Source organism: Polaromonas sp. P1_G1 (assembly GCF_056405595.1).
Genome location: NZ_JBFUBU010000053.1, coordinates 1 through 12,644, shown reverse-complemented (window position 1 = coordinate 12,644; position 12,644 = coordinate 1). Strand labels below are relative to the sequence as shown.

The following is a 12,644-nucleotide window of genomic DNA, read 5'->3' as shown; positions in this document are numbered from 1 at the left end:
CACCATGGCACTTCATCCCAAAGTCTCAGACATCACCGCCCGCATCGCCGCGCGCAGCCGTCCCACGCGCGAGGCCTACATTGCCCAGTTGCACGCGGCTTCGACACGCGATCCCGGCATGGACCGCATGGGCTGCGCCAACATCGCGCATGCGGTGGCCGGCATTCCGCTGGACGACCGCTTCAAGGTCGTGACACAGCGCGCACCCAACATCGCCGTCGTCACCGCCTACAACGACATGCTGTCGGCGCACGTGCCGCTGCAGGGCTATCCGGCGCTGATCAAGGACGAGGCGCGCAAGCAGGGCGCGACGGCCCAGGTGGCCGGCGGCGTGCCGGCCATGTGCGACGGCGTGACCCAGGGCACCAGCGGCATGGAGCTCAGCCTGTTCAGCCGCGACGTGATCGCCATGGCCACCGCCGTGGCGTTGTCGCACGWCATGTTCGACGCGGCGCTGATGCTGGGCGTATGCGACAAGATCGTGCCGGGCCTGCTGATAGGCGCTTTGCAGTTCGGCCATCTGCCCACGGTCTTTGTGCCGGCCGGGCCCATGCCGTCGGGGCTGTCCAACAAAGAAAAAGCCCATGTGCGCGAGCAGGCCGCGCAAGGCCTGGTGGGGCGCGAGGGCTTGCTCGACGCCGAACTCAAGAGCTACCACAGCCCTGGCACCTGCACCTTCTACGGAACGGCCAACAGCAACCAGCTGCTGCTCGAAGCCATGGGCCTGCATGTGCCCGGCACCGCCTTTGTGAACCCAGGCAACGCCCTGCGTGAAGAACTCACGCGTGAATCGGCCCGCACCGTGCTGGGCATCGTCAAGGCGAAACGTTTCGCGCCCATTGGTTTGATCGTTGATGAGAAAGCCATCGTGAATGCGATGGTCGCGCTGCTGGCGACCGGCGGCTCCACCAACCATTTGATCCATTGGGTGGCCGTGGCGCATTCGGCCGGCATCGTGATCGACTGGAACGATTTCTCCGACCTTTCCGACGTCGTGCCCACGCTGGCCCACGTCTACCCCAACGGCAGCGCCGATGTGAACCAGTTCCAGGCAGCCGGCGGCCCGGGCCTCATCATCCGCGAACTGCTGGACGCGGGCTTCATGCACGAAGACGTGCTCACGGTGCGCGAAGGCGGCATACGCGAATACACACGCGAGCCGGCGATGGCCGGTGCCGCGCTGGCTTGGCACGAACTGGGTGCGTCCAAGGATGAGTCCATCGTTCGTCCAGTCGCCAAACCTTTCAGCCCCACCGGCGGGCTCAAGCTGCTGCAGGGCAACCTGGGCCGCAGCGTCATCAAGGTTTCCGCCGTGCCCGACGACCGGCATGTCATCGAAGCGCCGGCCCGTGTGTTTGATTCGCAGGAAGCCCTGCACCTGGCCTTTAACGCTGGCGAACTCGATCGCGACGTGGTCTGCGTGGTGCGCTGGCAGGGCCCGCAGGCCAACGGCATGCCCGAGCTGCACAAGCTCACGCCGCCACTGGCGGTGCTGCAGGGCAAGGGCTTCAAGGTCGCGCTGGTCACCGACGGCCGCATGAGCGGCGCCTCGGGCAAGGTGCCTGCCGCCATCCATGTGTCGCCCGAAGCCGCCGCCGGCGGCCCGCTGGCCAGGGTGCGCGACGGCGACCTGGTGCGCGTGGACGCCGTCACCGGCGAACTTAATGTATTGGTGGCCGAAGCGGAATGGTCCGCTCGGCCTGTGGAAACCATGCCCACCGGCTTGCGCGCAGGCAATGCCGTCGGCATGGGCCGTGAACTGTTTACCGGCATGCGCCGCCACGCGCTGACGGCTGAAGAAGGAGCTTTATCGTGGATGTGACCATCAATCTCAGCGGCAAGCTGACCGCCCTGCAGGTGATGCAGGATGCGCCGGTGATTCCCGTCATCGTGCTCAGCGATGCCAAGCAGGCCGTGCTGCTGGCGCGCGCGCTGGTGGCCGGCGGCATCCGCATGCTCGAGGTCACGCTGCGCACGCCGYAGGCGCTGGCCTGCATCGAAGCCATCGCGCGCGACGTGCCCGAGGCCGTGGTGGGCGCGGGGACAGTGCGCAGCGCCGCCGACGCCCAGGCCTGCGCCATGGCCGGCGCGCGTTTTGCAGTGAGCCCGGGCTATACCCATGCCGTGGGCCAGGCCTGCCGCGATGCCGGCCTGCCGCTGTTGCCCGGTGTCGCCACCGGGAGCGAAATCATGATGGCCCAGGAAGACGGCCTGACCGAACTGAAGTTTTTCCCCGCCATGCAGGCCGGCGGCCCGGCCATGCTCAAGGCCTGGAGCGGTCCCTTCGGAGATGTGCGCTTTTGCCCCACGGGCGGCGTCTCCACGGCCAACGCCGCGGAATTTTTAAGCCTGCCGAATGTGATTTGCGTGGGCGGCTCCTGGCTTACGCCATCCGATGTGCTGGCGCGCGGTGACTGGACGCAGGTGACGGCGCTGGCGCAGCAGGCCTGCCGGCTGCAGCGCGACGCCTAGCGTTTAACGCAGGCCCGCGCCTGCGGCGTTCTCGGCGCGCTGGATCAACTCGATCTTGTAGCCGTCCGGGTCCGTCACAAAAGCGATCACGGTGGTGCCGCCTTTGACCGGCCCGGCTTCACGCGTGACATTGCCGCCCGCAGCCTTGATCTTCTCGCAGGCCGCGTAAGCGTCCGGCACGCCCAGCGCGATATGGCCGAAGGCCGTGCCCATGTCGTAGCTTTCGGTGCCCCAGTTGTAGGTCAGCTCGATCTCTGCATGATCCGGGTTGTTGCCGTAGCCGACAAAAGCCAGGCTGTATTTGTACTCGGGGTTTTCCGAGGTGCGCAGCAGTTTCATGCCCAGCACCTGGGTGTAGAAGTCAATGGAGCGCTGGAGATTGCCAACGCGCAGCATGGTGTGTAGGAGTCTCATGCGGCGATTATCCTGCGCTGCGCGCGAACGTGCATGAGCCGTGTTCCATGGCCCCGGGGCTACGTGCCGTTTAAGGCCGCCGTCTTTCGAGCAGCTCGAAGACCGCCATGCCGGCCAGCATGGCCAGCACAAACACGGCGGCTTTGGGTTCACCCATGCCAAGGGCCACCAGGCCCGGGCCGGGGCAAAAACCGGCAAGCCCCCATCCCATTCCGAAGAGGGCGCTACCGGCCAGCAGCCTGCGATCCACAGGGCCTGCGGCCGGCAGTTTCATATCGGCGCCCAACAGGGAGCAGCGCCTTTTTTTAGCCAGCAGGAAAGCGAAGAAGCCCACGGCAATGGCGCCGGCCATGACAAAGGCCAGCGACGGATCCCATGGGCCGGCAAGGTCCAGGAAGCCGAGAACCTTGGCGGGATTGGCCATGCCCGAGACGATCAGGCCCAGGCCGAACACCAGGCCGGCCAGCAGGGAAGACAGCAGCAGCATGGTCTCTCTCCTAAACCTTGAACAGATGGCGCGCCAGGAACACCACGGCAAAACCGGCCCCCATGAAGGTCACCGTGGCCACCAGCGAACGCGGCGACAGCCTTGAAAGCCCGCACACACCATGGCCGCTGGTGCAGCCCGCGCCATAGCGCGTGCCGACACCTGCCAGCAAGCCGGCGGCGACCAGCACGCCGTAAGCGGCATCCACCTGCACGCGAGGCAAGGCCGAGAACATGCCATAGGCCAGCGGCGCACCCATCAGGCCGGCGATAAAGGCCACGCGCCAACCTATGTCGCCGCGCATCGGTCTGAGCAGTCCGCCCAGAATCCCGCTGATGCCGGCGATGCGCCCGTTGAGCAGCACGAACATCGCGGCGGCCAGGCCTATGAGCAGTCCGCCCGCCAGTGCGGGCCAGGGTGTGAAGGCGTTCCAGTCCAGAGTCATCGTTGGCCTCCTTCAGGGCAGTAGAGGCGGTAGAGCAGCGCCAGGATTTCCAGCGTCCCGGGTTCGGCCACGCGGTAATAAATGTTCTTGCCGTCCCGGCGCGGGGTGATCACGCCTTCATTGCGCAGCACACCGAGCTGCTGCGAGAGCGTGGGTTGGCGTATGCCCAGGTCCTGCTCCAGTTCGCTCACGCAGCGCTCGCCCTGCGAAAGCTGGCAGAGCAGCAGCAACCGGTCTTCATTGGCAAGTGCCTTCAGTGCACCCACGGCTTGCGCGGTAGCCTTGCGAAGTTGCCCGGTGTCTAAAACAGGAGAGGAGGAAGTCATGGCTATGCGCTGGCGGCTGCTTGATGGGACTGCTTGATATTATATGTAAATATATAATGTAGTGACGCACGCCTTGAATGAAGGAACCCGGTCCATGCAAATCCCTCTCGATCCCCAGGCTTTTTTTGATACCGCGACCGGGACTGTCACCTATGTCGTGGCGGATCGCGGCACGGGACAGGCGGCCATCATCGACCCGGTGCTCGGCTATGACTTCAAGTCGGGGCGCACCAGCACGGAGCTGGCTGACCATGTGTTGGCCTATGTGGAACAACAAGGCCTTCACGTCGAGTGGATTCTGGAAACCCATGCACACGCCGATCATCTGTCGGCAGCCCATTACCTGAAGGCGCGCACCGGCGGCCAGATTGCCATTGGCGAACACATACGCACCGTGCAGTCCACGTTCAAGAAAATCTTCAACCTGGAGTCTTTATTCGCACCGGACGGCAGCCAGTTCGACCACCTGTTCAAGGACGGCGAGACATTCGCGATAGGCGACGTGGAGATGACCGCGCTGCACGTGCCTGGCCACACGCCCGCGGACATGGCCTACCTGGCGGGTGACGCGGTGTTTGTGGGCGACACACTCTTCATGTCCGACGTGGGCACTGCGCGGGCCGACTTCCCGGGTGGCGACGCCCGCCAGCTGTACCGCTCCATCCGCAAGCTGCTGCTGTTGCCGGGGCAAACCCGGATCTTTGTCTGCCACGACTACCCACCTGGCGAACGCGCGCCTCAATGGGAAACGACGGTGGACGAGCAGCGCAAGGCCAACATCCACGTGAGTGACGGTATTTCCGAAGATGCTTTTGTGGCCATGCGCGCGGCCAGGGACGCCACGCTCGAAATGCCCACGCTGATGCTTCCTTCCGTCCAGGTCAATATCCGCGCGGGCGGCCTGCCGCCGCCTGAGGGAAATGGTGTCAGCTATCTCAAGATTCCAGTCAATGCGTTGGGAGTTGCCTAGTTCCTCATCGATGCGTTGGCACGCTTTCTTTTCGGCTGATACCAGAGCGAGATGGCATCGGTTCGCGCAGAAGCGTCCGGCCCACATCGTCATTGTGGTTTGTTAGGACAAACTCCCCTAGTGGGGATAGCCGGTGGTTTTTGGCTTTTCCTCGCTGGCCCTGTATTGATACAGTAACTACTGGCTTGTGGCTCGGATCCAATTCATCAGTCATCGAAAACCGTGAATGCCGCGATTGCAGGATGTTATGTACTTCCAGATTGGAGCGCCAAATTGCTCGTCAGCCCTCTACTGTCAAAAATCCCAAATATCCATCACGGCTTCGGCAACATGGCAGAGCCTTTGCCGCAATTCGCGGCTCCGTACTGGAATGACCGCCCTGTCAAGACGCAAGTCCACAGTGTGCGGATTTGCATCGTCCACGAAAAGAAAAGCGAGGTTGGGGAAGCCGACGGGCTTTTTACGACAACGGCCAATTTATTGCTGACGATTGCCAACGCGGATTGCTTTCCGGTTTTGCTGGCGCGCTCGGATGGGGCAGCCGTCATGGCGATTCACGTGGGCTGGCGTGGGGCCTTGGGCGGCATCGTAAAGGAGGCCGCAGACCTGATATCAAGGAACGGGGATCATCCTAGAAACTGGGTCGCGGCACTCGGGCCAGGCGCGCGCCCTTGTTGTTATGAAGTGTCTGCGGAATTGATCGAAAGATTTGCCGCCAGATTCCCCTTGCCCAGGCACCTGATTGAGCCCACCCATCGGAAACTGGATCTCCCGTCGTTGATAGGGTGGCAATTGCAGGCTTGCGGATTCGGCGCGTTCTCGGATGTCAACGCGTGCACCATTTGCAGCACGGTGATGGACGAAAAAGGAAACACGCAGCCAGGCTTTCTCAGCTACCGAAGGGGCTGCGGAAAATCCGTTCAACGATCCGCGATCGACGGGCTGTAGTGGTGGATGGCCGGGTGGATTGAGGAAGGCTTACGTTTTCGCCTCATTAAGGGCCCGGAACACCGCCTGGGCGCACTGTGCATTGTTGGCGAAGGTGAGCAGTGCAAGAGATTGCGCTTCGCTGCACCAACGAAATGCCTTGTGTTCGTGCGAGAGCTCGGGCTGGATTTGTTCCGGAACTACCGCATAGAAAACCTTTTCCCGCACCTGCGCCGGCTCCGGTCCGTAGGTTTCACGCCATTCCGGCCTGATGGGGAAAACCTGCTCGAAACCGGTGTCGTTTGCGGACGTGAGTTTGATGGCGGTTTCTTCATACACTTCGCGAATCGCCGCTGCCTCGTAGGACTCCCCCGGTTCCAGCGCGCCGGAAACGCCCTGCCAGAAGTCCGGCAAGCCGAGTTCCGGCCGCGCGTTGCGTTGAAGCAGGAGAACAGACCAGGCTGATCCCTGCCTGGCAACAAGAAATACCTGGACAGAGAACGGAAGCCTCATCTGGGGATTGCACTATGAGGCCAGGATGGCCCAGCGCTCGTGGTCTCGCCAGCGGCCGCCGACCTTCAGGTAGCGCGGTGAGTACCCTTCTTGCGTGAATCCGCAGGAAGCAACCAGGGCAATAGAGGCCGCGTTCGCCGGCTGGATATTCGCTTCCAGGCGGTGCAGCTTGAGTGACTTGAATGCGTGCCCCACGGCGGCCCGCAGCCCCTGTCGCATGAGGCCTTGCCGTTCATGCCCCGCGAAAGCATAGTAGCCAAGGTAGCCGCTGCGAAACAGGCCCAGGACGATATTTGTAATGTTGATGACGCCCACCAAAGCGTGGGTGTCGCGGCGGTAAATGAGGAACGCGCTGTTGGCCGGCAAGCGCATGCGCTCGATGTAGGCGCGAAACAGGGCCGGTGTGTCCGGCGCGGCCGTCCATGGGTGATGCAGCTTGCGGCTGGCGCGCGCTGCGGAAAGAAACGCGCGCTCGTCGGCAAGGACGGGGCGGCGAACATAAATTGCGGCGCTCAATGTAGGTGCGTCCATGGCGGCTCTGAAGGAAGGGCAGGCCGGATTCTAAAACGGCAGGGGCAACCAGCGGCGGCGCGTGCGGCACCGCAGGCTGTTATTGCTGTAGCCACTGCAGGCCTTGCCGGTGCTACTTTTGCCCCGGCACCTCAAACACCAGGCAAGTCGTGGTCGCATGCGCATACAACTTGCCGTCCGGCCCGACGATGCGGCCTTCGGCGGTGGCGAGCTGGCGGCCGCAGTGGATCACGGTGCCTATGGCGCGCAGCGGCCCGGTCTTGTGCGAGGCGGCGCGCACGATGTTGATGCTGAGTTCGGCCGTGGTGTAGGCCCGGCCCGCGGGCATCATGGTGTGCACGGCGCAGCCCACGGCGGAATCGAGGAGCGTGGCGTACCAGCCGCCGTGCACCGTGCCCAGCGGGTTGTAGTGCTTGAGCTGCGGCGTGCCCTGGAACACAGCCTTGCCGGGCTCGATCTCGATCAGCGCGAAGTCCAGCGTTTCGGCGATGTAAGGGTAGGGCAGTTTGCCGGCCAGCATGGCGGTCATGACTTCCATGCCGGTTTTGCCGGCCACGTCTTCCGGCCGCGCCAGGCCCGGCCGGCCGCCGCCTTTTTCCATGCGGTCGCGCACTGCGGCGCTCTGTTCCATCCACTGAGTCAATGTGTCTTGTGGGGTCATATTGTTCATAAGTGTTGCATATGCAATAGTTGTAGCTACAATCAAATTATGAACGAGAAAAGCCGCCTGTCAACCCAGGCCGAACTCAAGGTGCAGGGCTGCACCAACCTGAAGTTGCGCCAGCTGATGCGCCGCGTCGCGCACCACTACGACCTCGAGATGGCCAAGGCGGGGTTGAAGACCACCCAGTATTCGCTGTTGAGCTATGTCCTCAAGCTGGGTCCCATGCGGCCCGGTGAGCTGGCGCGCGGCATGAAGATGAGCGCCTCCACCTTGACGCGCAACCTCAAGCCCCTGATAGACGCCGGCTGGATAGAACTCACCGCGGGCAGCGACGCGCGCAGCCGTACCGTGGTGTTGAGCGACGCGGGCCGCGCCAAGCGCGATGAAGCCCGCTCGCGCTGGAAGGTGGCGCAAGAGCAGCTGAACGCGCTGCTGGGCGCCGAAAGGGTGCTGGCGCTGCACACACTGATCAATGAATCCCTGGAACTTTTATCCCCCATCGAATCAGGAGCCGACGATGAATAAACCCCTGCCTTCCAGTTCCGCCGCTGCAGCTCCACCCCCCGCCGCGCGCCATATCGCCATGTGGCTGGTGCTGCTGGCCGCCGGCGGCACCTTTGCCCTGACCATGGGCGTGCGCCAGACCATGGGCCTCTTCCTCTCGGCGCTCAATACCTCGACCGCGCTGGGCATAGGCAGCATCAGCCTGGCCTTCGCCTTCGGCCAGCTCTGGTGGGGGCTGACGCAGCCCTTTGCCGGCGCGGTGGCCGACCGCATAGGCACCGGCCGCGTGATCTTCCTGGGCGTGCTGCTGGTGGCCGTGGGCACCATCATCACGCCGCTGATGACCAGCACGGCCGGGCTGATCTTTGCCATCGGCGTGCTGGCCGCGGGCGGCGCCGGCATGGCCGGCCCCTCGGTGCTGATGGCCGCCAGCACACGCCTGGTGGCGCCGGAAAAGCGCGGCCTGGCCACGGGCATCGTCAACGCGGGCGGCTCCTTCGGCCAGTTCGCGATGGCGCCGATTGCCATCGGCCTCACTGCCGCGGTCGGCTGGGCCAGCGCGATGCAGTGGCTGGGCGCGCTGGTGCTGCTGGCTGTGCCGGCGGTGCTGGTGCTCAAGGGCAACTCCAAAGCGCTGGCGGCGCAGGCGGCCGCAGCCTCAGGCACCAAAGCGCTCAGTGCGCGCCAGGCCATCAGCCAAGCGATCGCCACGCCCAGCTACCGCTACCTGGCCGCCGGCTTTCTGGTCTGCGGCTTCCACGTCGCGTTTCTGGCCACGCACCTGCCCGGCGTGGTGGCGGCCTGCGGCCTGCCGCCTGAAATCGGCGGCTGGTCGCTCGCGATGATTGGCCTGTTCAACATCGTCGGCAGCCTGTCCATGGGCTGGGCCGTGGGGCGGTGGCGCATGAAGTCCCTGCTGGCCCTGCTGTACGCAACGCGTGGACTGGCCGTGCTCATCTTCCTGCTGGCGCCCAAGACACCGGCCGTGATGCTGATCTTTGCCGCCGTCATGGGCGTGACCTTCCTGTCGACCGTTCCCCCCACAGTGGGCCTGGTCGCGAAGATGTTCGGCACGGCCAACATGGCCATGCTGTTCGGCGTGGTCATGCTGTCGCACCAGGTGGGCGGCTTCCTGGGGGCCTTCCTGGGCGGCTATGTGTTCCAGGCCACGGGCAGCTACGACTGGGTCTGGTACATCGATATCGTGCTGGCCGTTGGCGCCGCGCTGGTGAACCTGCCGATACGCGAGGCGCTGCTGCCGAGGCAGATGGCTGCCAAGGCCGCTGCATGAGCCGGCGGCTTGCATTCAGGAAAACCAGAAGATGAGCACACGGCCTGAAACCGGCGCCACCACGTCACGCTACCTTGACGACCTGCAGGCTGGTGACCGTTTCGTGAGCGGTGAACATGCGCTCGACGAAGCGCAGATCGTCGCCTTTGCTACCCAGTTCGATCCTCAGCCTTTCCACCTGGACCACGAAGCGGCCAAGGCCACGCTGTTCGGCGGCCTGGCCGCCAGTGGCTGGCACACGGCAGCGATCACCATGCGCTTGCTGGTGGGCGGCGGCCTGCCGCTGGCCGGCGGCATCATAGGCGCGGGTGGCGAAATCAGTTGGCCCAAGCCCACGCGTCCCGGCGACGTGCTGCATGTTGAGACCGAGGTAGTCAGCGTGACCCCCTCGGCGTCGCGGCCCGACCGGGGCCGGGTGGTGGTGCGCAGCCAGACACTCAACCAGCACGGTGACGTGCTGCAGCAGTCGACCTACAAGCTGGTGGTGCCGCGTAAAGCTGTCTGAGCTGGGCTTGTGCCCGATGGCCGCTGTGACAGAATCCAAGCAGGCAGGCAACTTGCGGGATATAAAAAATGCTTATCAACTGCGTGGTTTACCAGAACGGCACCAAGCTCGCCGACATCCCGGTCAGCGAGATCAGCGACTACATCTGCCGGCCTGATGCTTTTGTCTGGGTGGCGCTGCAAGACGCCACGCCGGAAGAGCTTGAGGAAATGCGCGAGGAGTTCGGCCTGCATGAACTGGCGGTCGAAGACGCCCGGCACGGCCACCAGCGGCCCAAGATCGAAGAATACGGCGCCTCGTTGTTCTCGGTGCTGCACCTGATCGAGCCTTCCACCGACAAGCCGGGTGAGCTTCACGTCGGCGAGGTCGACGTGTTCACCGGCAAGAACTATGTGCTCTCGGTGCGCAACCGCAGCAACAAGGGCTTTCTGGGCGTGCGTGAACGCTGCGAGCGCGAGCCCGAGCTGCTGCGCCACGGCTCTGGTTTCGTGCTGTATGCCCTGATGGACGCCGTGGTGGATCGCTACTTTCCCGTTCTCGACGAACTCGAAACCGAACTGGAACTGATAGAGAAAGAAATCTTCACGCCCGGCGCCGCTCGCAAGAACATCGAACGGCTCTACGAACTCAAGGGCAGCGTGATGGTGCTCAAGCATGCGGTCGCACCGTTGCTCGAAGGTGCCAGTAAGTTGTACGGCGGCCGCGTGCCGCAGATCTGCGCCGGCGTGCAGGATTATTTCCGCGACGTCGTCGATCATTTGACGCGCATCAATGCGCTGATCGAGAACATGCGCGACACGATTGGCACGGCCATCCAGGTGAACCTGGCGATGGTGACCATCGAGGAAAGCGAAGTGACCAAGAAGCTCGCGGCCTGGGCCAGTATCTTTGCGGTCTGCACGGCCTTTGCCGGCATTTGGGGCATGAACTTCGAAGCCATGCCCGAACTTAAATGGCGCTACGGCTACCTCATGGCCATCAGCATGATTGTGGTGGCGTGTTCGTTGCTCTACTGGCGCTTCAAGCGCGCCCGCTGGCTATAACTTACGACACCTGGGGTGGGGCGAACGCCTTGCGCGCCGCCAGCGCGGCCTTGCGGCTCGCGCAGCCTTCAAGGTGGTCGTTGACCAGTCCCATGGCCTGCATGAAGGCGTACATCGTCGTCGGCCCCACAAAAGTCCAGCCGCGTTTTTTGAGGTCCTTGGACAGCGTGGTCGAGGCCGGCGAGGTGGGCATGGCTTTGACGGCCTCGTGCGTGATGCGCGCGGGCCGGTTTTTGGCCTCCGGTTCCAGTCGCCAGACAAAAGCGCCCAGCGAGCCGAACTCTTTGCGCAGCTCGATCACACGCTGTGCGTTGTTGATGGTCGAGGCGATCTTGCCCGCGTGGCGAACGATGCCGGCGTCGTTGACGAGTCGCTTGATGTCGCGCGCGTCGAATCGGGCTACCTGCTCGGCGTCGAAGTTGGCGAAGGCACTGCGAAAGGAGTCGCGCTTGTTCAGAATCGTCAGCCAGCTCAGGCCTGCCTGGAAACCTTCGAGGCAGATCTTCTCGAACAGCCGGCGCTCGTCGTCGACCGGGAAACCCCATTCGCTGTCGTGGTAGTTGCGGTAGATCGGCGTGGCCTGGCACCAGGCGCAACGCGTGGTGCGGCTGTCGTCGGTAAAAAGGCCCGCGGCGGGCGATGCGGCTGTTGCGGGGGGCTTGGGTGGGGTGGCGGAAGGCATGGGCGATTTTAGGCAGATGCGGGTGGCCGGCGTTATCATGAAACCCAATCCCCCTTCATGGCTTCATGGCCCCGCAACTTCGGAAACACGCACCATGTCCCTTCAGCTCTGGCTCGCTTTTGTCGCCGCAACCGCCGTCCTGCTCATCATTCCCGGCCCGACCATCCTCACGGTCATCAGCTATTCGATGGCGCATGGCAAGAGGGCCAACATTCCGCTGGTTGCCGCCGTTGCGCTGGGTGATTCAACGGCGCTGGTGGTGTCGCTGTTCGGCCTGGGCGCGCTGCTGGCGGCATCGGCCTTCTGGTTCACGGTGGTCAAGTGGGCCGGCGGCCTGTACCTGCTCTACCTGGGCATCAAGCTCTTGCGTGCCGGCATTTCACCCATGCAGGCCGCGGCGCCCGAAGCCCCTGGTTCCTTGTGGAAGCTGTTTGGCAACACTTATCTGGTCACCGCGCTCAACCCCAAGGGGATTGTGTTTTTTGTGGCCTTCCTTCCGCAGTTCATCAACCCGGCTGCCGACGTCACTCGCCAGCTGTGGGTGCTTGCTACGACCTTTGTGGTGATGGCCAGTCTCAATGCCACCTTGTATGCGGTGTTTGCTGCCTCGGCTCGTAGCTTGCTGGCTTCGCCGCGGGCGCAGCGGCGGTTTAATTTTGCGGGTGGGTCGTTGTTGTCTATGGCTGGGGTTTGGGCTTTGTTGGCTCGGCGGCCGGCCTGACCCGGGTCTTGCGCCGGTTTGCGCGCTCCTGCCCTCTGCATAGGGTTGCTGGCCGGGGGTAGCCCGGCAGCTACTCACTTTTAGCGAAACCCGCAAAGCGGGTTTTCTTTTGTTCGCCAAAAGGCGCGCTACGCGCGCGGGGTTTGCTC

17 protein-coding genes are annotated in these 12,644 nt (G+C 63.8%); 9 read left to right on the top strand and 8 right to left on the bottom strand.

The genetic code is table 11. From position 1 onward, the window contains the following. The first annotated feature begins 4 nt into the window (after positions 1 to 4). Both edd and eda read left to right on the top strand, forming a co-directional pair. Positions 5 to 1,822, top strand: coding sequence for a phosphogluconate dehydratase (edd, locus tag AC1D1Y_RS22195; RefSeq protein ID WP_477684250.1), 1,818 nt, complete (start codon positions 5 to 7; stop codon positions 1,820 to 1,822). Next, positions 1,813 to 2,472 (top strand): bifunctional 4-hydroxy-2-oxoglutarate aldolase/2-dehydro-3-deoxy-phosphogluconate aldolase, encoded by a 660-nt coding sequence (eda, locus tag AC1D1Y_RS22190; protein ID WP_477684249.1) that lies wholly within the window; start codon positions 1,813 to 1,815, stop codon positions 2,470 to 2,472. Before edd ends, eda begins: the two co-directional genes overlap by 10 nt. 3 nt (positions 2,473 to 2,475) lie before the next feature. Here eda and gloA read toward each other — a convergent pair whose 3' ends face one another. The 4 genes from gloA to AC1D1Y_RS22170 all read right to left on the bottom strand — a co-directional run bounded on the left by gloA (position 2,476) and on the right by AC1D1Y_RS22170 (position 4,144). After that, positions 2,476 to 2,886, bottom strand: coding sequence for a lactoylglutathione lyase (gene gloA, locus AC1D1Y_RS22185; RefSeq protein ID WP_477684248.1), 411 nt, complete (start codon positions 2,884 to 2,886; stop codon positions 2,476 to 2,478). Positions 2,887 to 2,956: 70 nt separating this feature from the next. Continuing rightward, positions 2,957 to 3,373, bottom strand: a complete 417-nt coding sequence (locus AC1D1Y_RS22180; protein WP_477684247.1) for a DUF6691 family protein — start codon at positions 3,371 to 3,373, stop codon at positions 2,957 to 2,959. A gap of 10 nt (positions 3,374 to 3,383) precedes the next feature. After that, positions 3,384 to 3,818, bottom strand: coding sequence for a YeeE/YedE family protein (locus AC1D1Y_RS22175; protein ID WP_477684246.1), 435 nt, complete (start codon positions 3,816 to 3,818; stop codon positions 3,384 to 3,386). Next, complete coding sequence (locus AC1D1Y_RS22170) at positions 3,815 to 4,144, bottom strand: ArsR/SmtB family transcription factor (RefSeq protein ID WP_477684245.1); 330 nt, start codon at positions 4,142 to 4,144, stop codon at positions 3,815 to 3,817. Before AC1D1Y_RS22170 ends, AC1D1Y_RS22175 begins: the two co-directional genes overlap by 4 nt. A 94-nt stretch (positions 4,145 to 4,238) precedes the next feature. On the opposite strand from AC1D1Y_RS22170, the gene AC1D1Y_RS22165 reads away from it, so the two are divergent. Both AC1D1Y_RS22165 and AC1D1Y_RS22160 read left to right on the top strand, forming a co-directional pair. Beyond that, positions 4,239 to 5,114: an MBL fold metallo-hydrolase gene (locus AC1D1Y_RS22165; RefSeq protein WP_477684244.1), complete on the top strand. Its 876-nt coding sequence runs from the start codon at positions 4,239 to 4,241 to the stop codon at positions 5,112 to 5,114. A 222-nt stretch (positions 5,115 to 5,336) separates the two neighbouring features. Continuing rightward, complete coding sequence (locus AC1D1Y_RS22160; RefSeq protein WP_477684243.1) at positions 5,337 to 6,062, top strand: purine nucleoside phosphorylase YfiH/LACC1 family protein; 726 nt, start codon at positions 5,337 to 5,339, stop codon at positions 6,060 to 6,062. A 30-nt stretch (positions 6,063 to 6,092) separates the two neighbouring features. On the opposite strand, the gene AC1D1Y_RS22155 is transcribed toward AC1D1Y_RS22160, so the two are convergent. From AC1D1Y_RS22155 to AC1D1Y_RS22145, 3 genes are all read right to left on the bottom strand, one after another. Further along, positions 6,093 to 6,554, bottom strand: a complete 462-nt coding sequence (locus AC1D1Y_RS22155; RefSeq protein WP_477684242.1) for an NUDIX hydrolase — start codon at positions 6,552 to 6,554, stop codon at positions 6,093 to 6,095. A gap of 12 nt (positions 6,555 to 6,566) precedes the next feature. Continuing rightward, complete coding sequence (locus AC1D1Y_RS22150; protein WP_477684241.1) at positions 6,567 to 7,070, bottom strand: GNAT family N-acetyltransferase; 504 nt, start codon at positions 7,068 to 7,070, stop codon at positions 6,567 to 6,569. A gap of 127 nt (positions 7,071 to 7,197) precedes the next feature. After that, positions 7,198 to 7,755 carry a PaaI family thioesterase gene (locus tag AC1D1Y_RS22145; protein WP_477684240.1) on the bottom strand — a complete coding sequence of 186 codons (558 nt, stop codon included), beginning with the start codon at positions 7,753 to 7,755 and terminating at the stop codon, positions 7,198 to 7,200. 39 nt (positions 7,756 to 7,794) lie between these two features. On the opposite strand from AC1D1Y_RS22145, the gene AC1D1Y_RS22140 reads away from it, so the two are divergent. The 4 genes from AC1D1Y_RS22140 to AC1D1Y_RS22125 all read left to right on the top strand — a co-directional run bounded on the left by AC1D1Y_RS22140 (position 7,795) and on the right by AC1D1Y_RS22125 (position 11,092). After that, the gene (locus AC1D1Y_RS22140) at positions 7,795 to 8,274 is read left to right on the top strand and encodes a MarR family winged helix-turn-helix transcriptional regulator (protein ID WP_477684239.1); all 480 of its coding nucleotides are present in this window, start codon (positions 7,795 to 7,797) and stop codon (positions 8,272 to 8,274) included. Beyond that, on the top strand, positions 8,267 to 9,544 hold the full coding sequence (locus AC1D1Y_RS22135; protein WP_477684238.1) for an MFS transporter: 1,278 nt from the start codon (positions 8,267 to 8,269) through the stop codon (positions 9,542 to 9,544). The genes AC1D1Y_RS22140 and AC1D1Y_RS22135 overlap by 8 nt, the downstream gene beginning before the upstream one ends. Before the next feature lie 31 nt (positions 9,545 to 9,575). Then, positions 9,576 to 10,049, top strand: coding sequence for a MaoC family dehydratase (locus tag AC1D1Y_RS22130; RefSeq protein ID WP_477684237.1), 474 nt, complete (start codon positions 9,576 to 9,578; stop codon positions 10,047 to 10,049). A 68-nt stretch (positions 10,050 to 10,117) separates the two neighbouring features. Next, a complete protein-coding gene (locus tag AC1D1Y_RS22125) occupies positions 10,118 to 11,092 on the top strand; it encodes a magnesium and cobalt transport protein CorA (RefSeq protein ID WP_477684236.1) in 975 nt (324 codons plus the stop codon). A 1-nt stretch (position 11,093) separates the two neighbouring features. Here AC1D1Y_RS22125 and AC1D1Y_RS22120 read toward each other — a convergent pair whose 3' ends face one another. Further along, positions 11,094 to 11,774, bottom strand: coding sequence for a DNA-3-methyladenine glycosylase I (locus AC1D1Y_RS22120; RefSeq protein WP_477684235.1), 681 nt, complete (start codon positions 11,772 to 11,774; stop codon positions 11,094 to 11,096). 94 nt (positions 11,775 to 11,868) lie between these two features. On the opposite strand from AC1D1Y_RS22120, the gene AC1D1Y_RS22115 reads away from it, so the two are divergent. Then, positions 11,869 to 12,495, top strand: coding sequence for a LysE family translocator (locus tag AC1D1Y_RS22115; protein WP_477684234.1), 627 nt, complete (start codon positions 11,869 to 11,871; stop codon positions 12,493 to 12,495). Positions 12,496 to 12,644: the final 149 nt, after the last annotated feature.

Bases quoted from the DNA above. Each gene is read 5' to 3' on its own strand.
- AC1D1Y_RS22130 (WP_477684237.1), top strand. From the start codon at position 9,576: ATGAGCACACGGCCTGAAACCGGCGCCACCACGTCACGCTACCTTGAC.
- AC1D1Y_RS22120 (WP_477684235.1), bottom strand. From the start codon at position 11,774: ATGCCTTCCGCCACCCCACCCAAGCCCCCCGCAACAGCCGCATCGCCC.
- gloA (WP_477684248.1), bottom strand. From the start codon at position 2,886: ATGAGACTCCTACACACCATGCTGCGCGTTGGCAATCTCCAGCGCTCC.
- AC1D1Y_RS22175 (WP_477684246.1), bottom strand. From the start codon at position 3,818: ATGACTCTGGACTGGAACGCCTTCACACCCTGGCCCGCACTGGCGGGC.
- AC1D1Y_RS22135 (WP_477684238.1), top strand. From the start codon at position 8,267: ATGAATAAACCCCTGCCTTCCAGTTCCGCCGCTGCAGCTCCACCCCCC.
- AC1D1Y_RS22140 (WP_477684239.1), top strand. From the start codon at position 7,795: ATGAACGAGAAAAGCCGCCTGTCAACCCAGGCCGAACTCAAGGTGCAG.
- AC1D1Y_RS22155 (WP_477684242.1), bottom strand. From the start codon at position 6,554: ATGAGGCTTCCGTTCTCTGTCCAGGTATTTCTTGTTGCCAGGCAGGGA.
- AC1D1Y_RS22125 (WP_477684236.1), top strand. From the start codon at position 10,118: ATGCTTATCAACTGCGTGGTTTACCAGAACGGCACCAAGCTCGCCGAC.
- AC1D1Y_RS22115 (WP_477684234.1), top strand. From the start codon at position 11,869: ATGTCCCTTCAGCTCTGGCTCGCTTTTGTCGCCGCAACCGCCGTCCTG.
- AC1D1Y_RS22170 (WP_477684245.1), bottom strand. From the start codon at position 4,144: ATGACTTCCTCCTCTCCTGTTTTAGACACCGGGCAACTTCGCAAGGCT.
- AC1D1Y_RS22165 (WP_477684244.1), top strand. From the start codon at position 4,239: ATGCAAATCCCTCTCGATCCCCAGGCTTTTTTTGATACCGCGACCGGG.
- AC1D1Y_RS22145 (WP_477684240.1), bottom strand. From the start codon at position 7,755: ATGAACAATATGACCCCACAAGACACATTGACTCAGTGGATGGAACAG.
- AC1D1Y_RS22180 (WP_477684247.1), bottom strand. From the start codon at position 3,373: ATGCTGCTGCTGTCTTCCCTGCTGGCCGGCCTGGTGTTCGGCCTGGGC.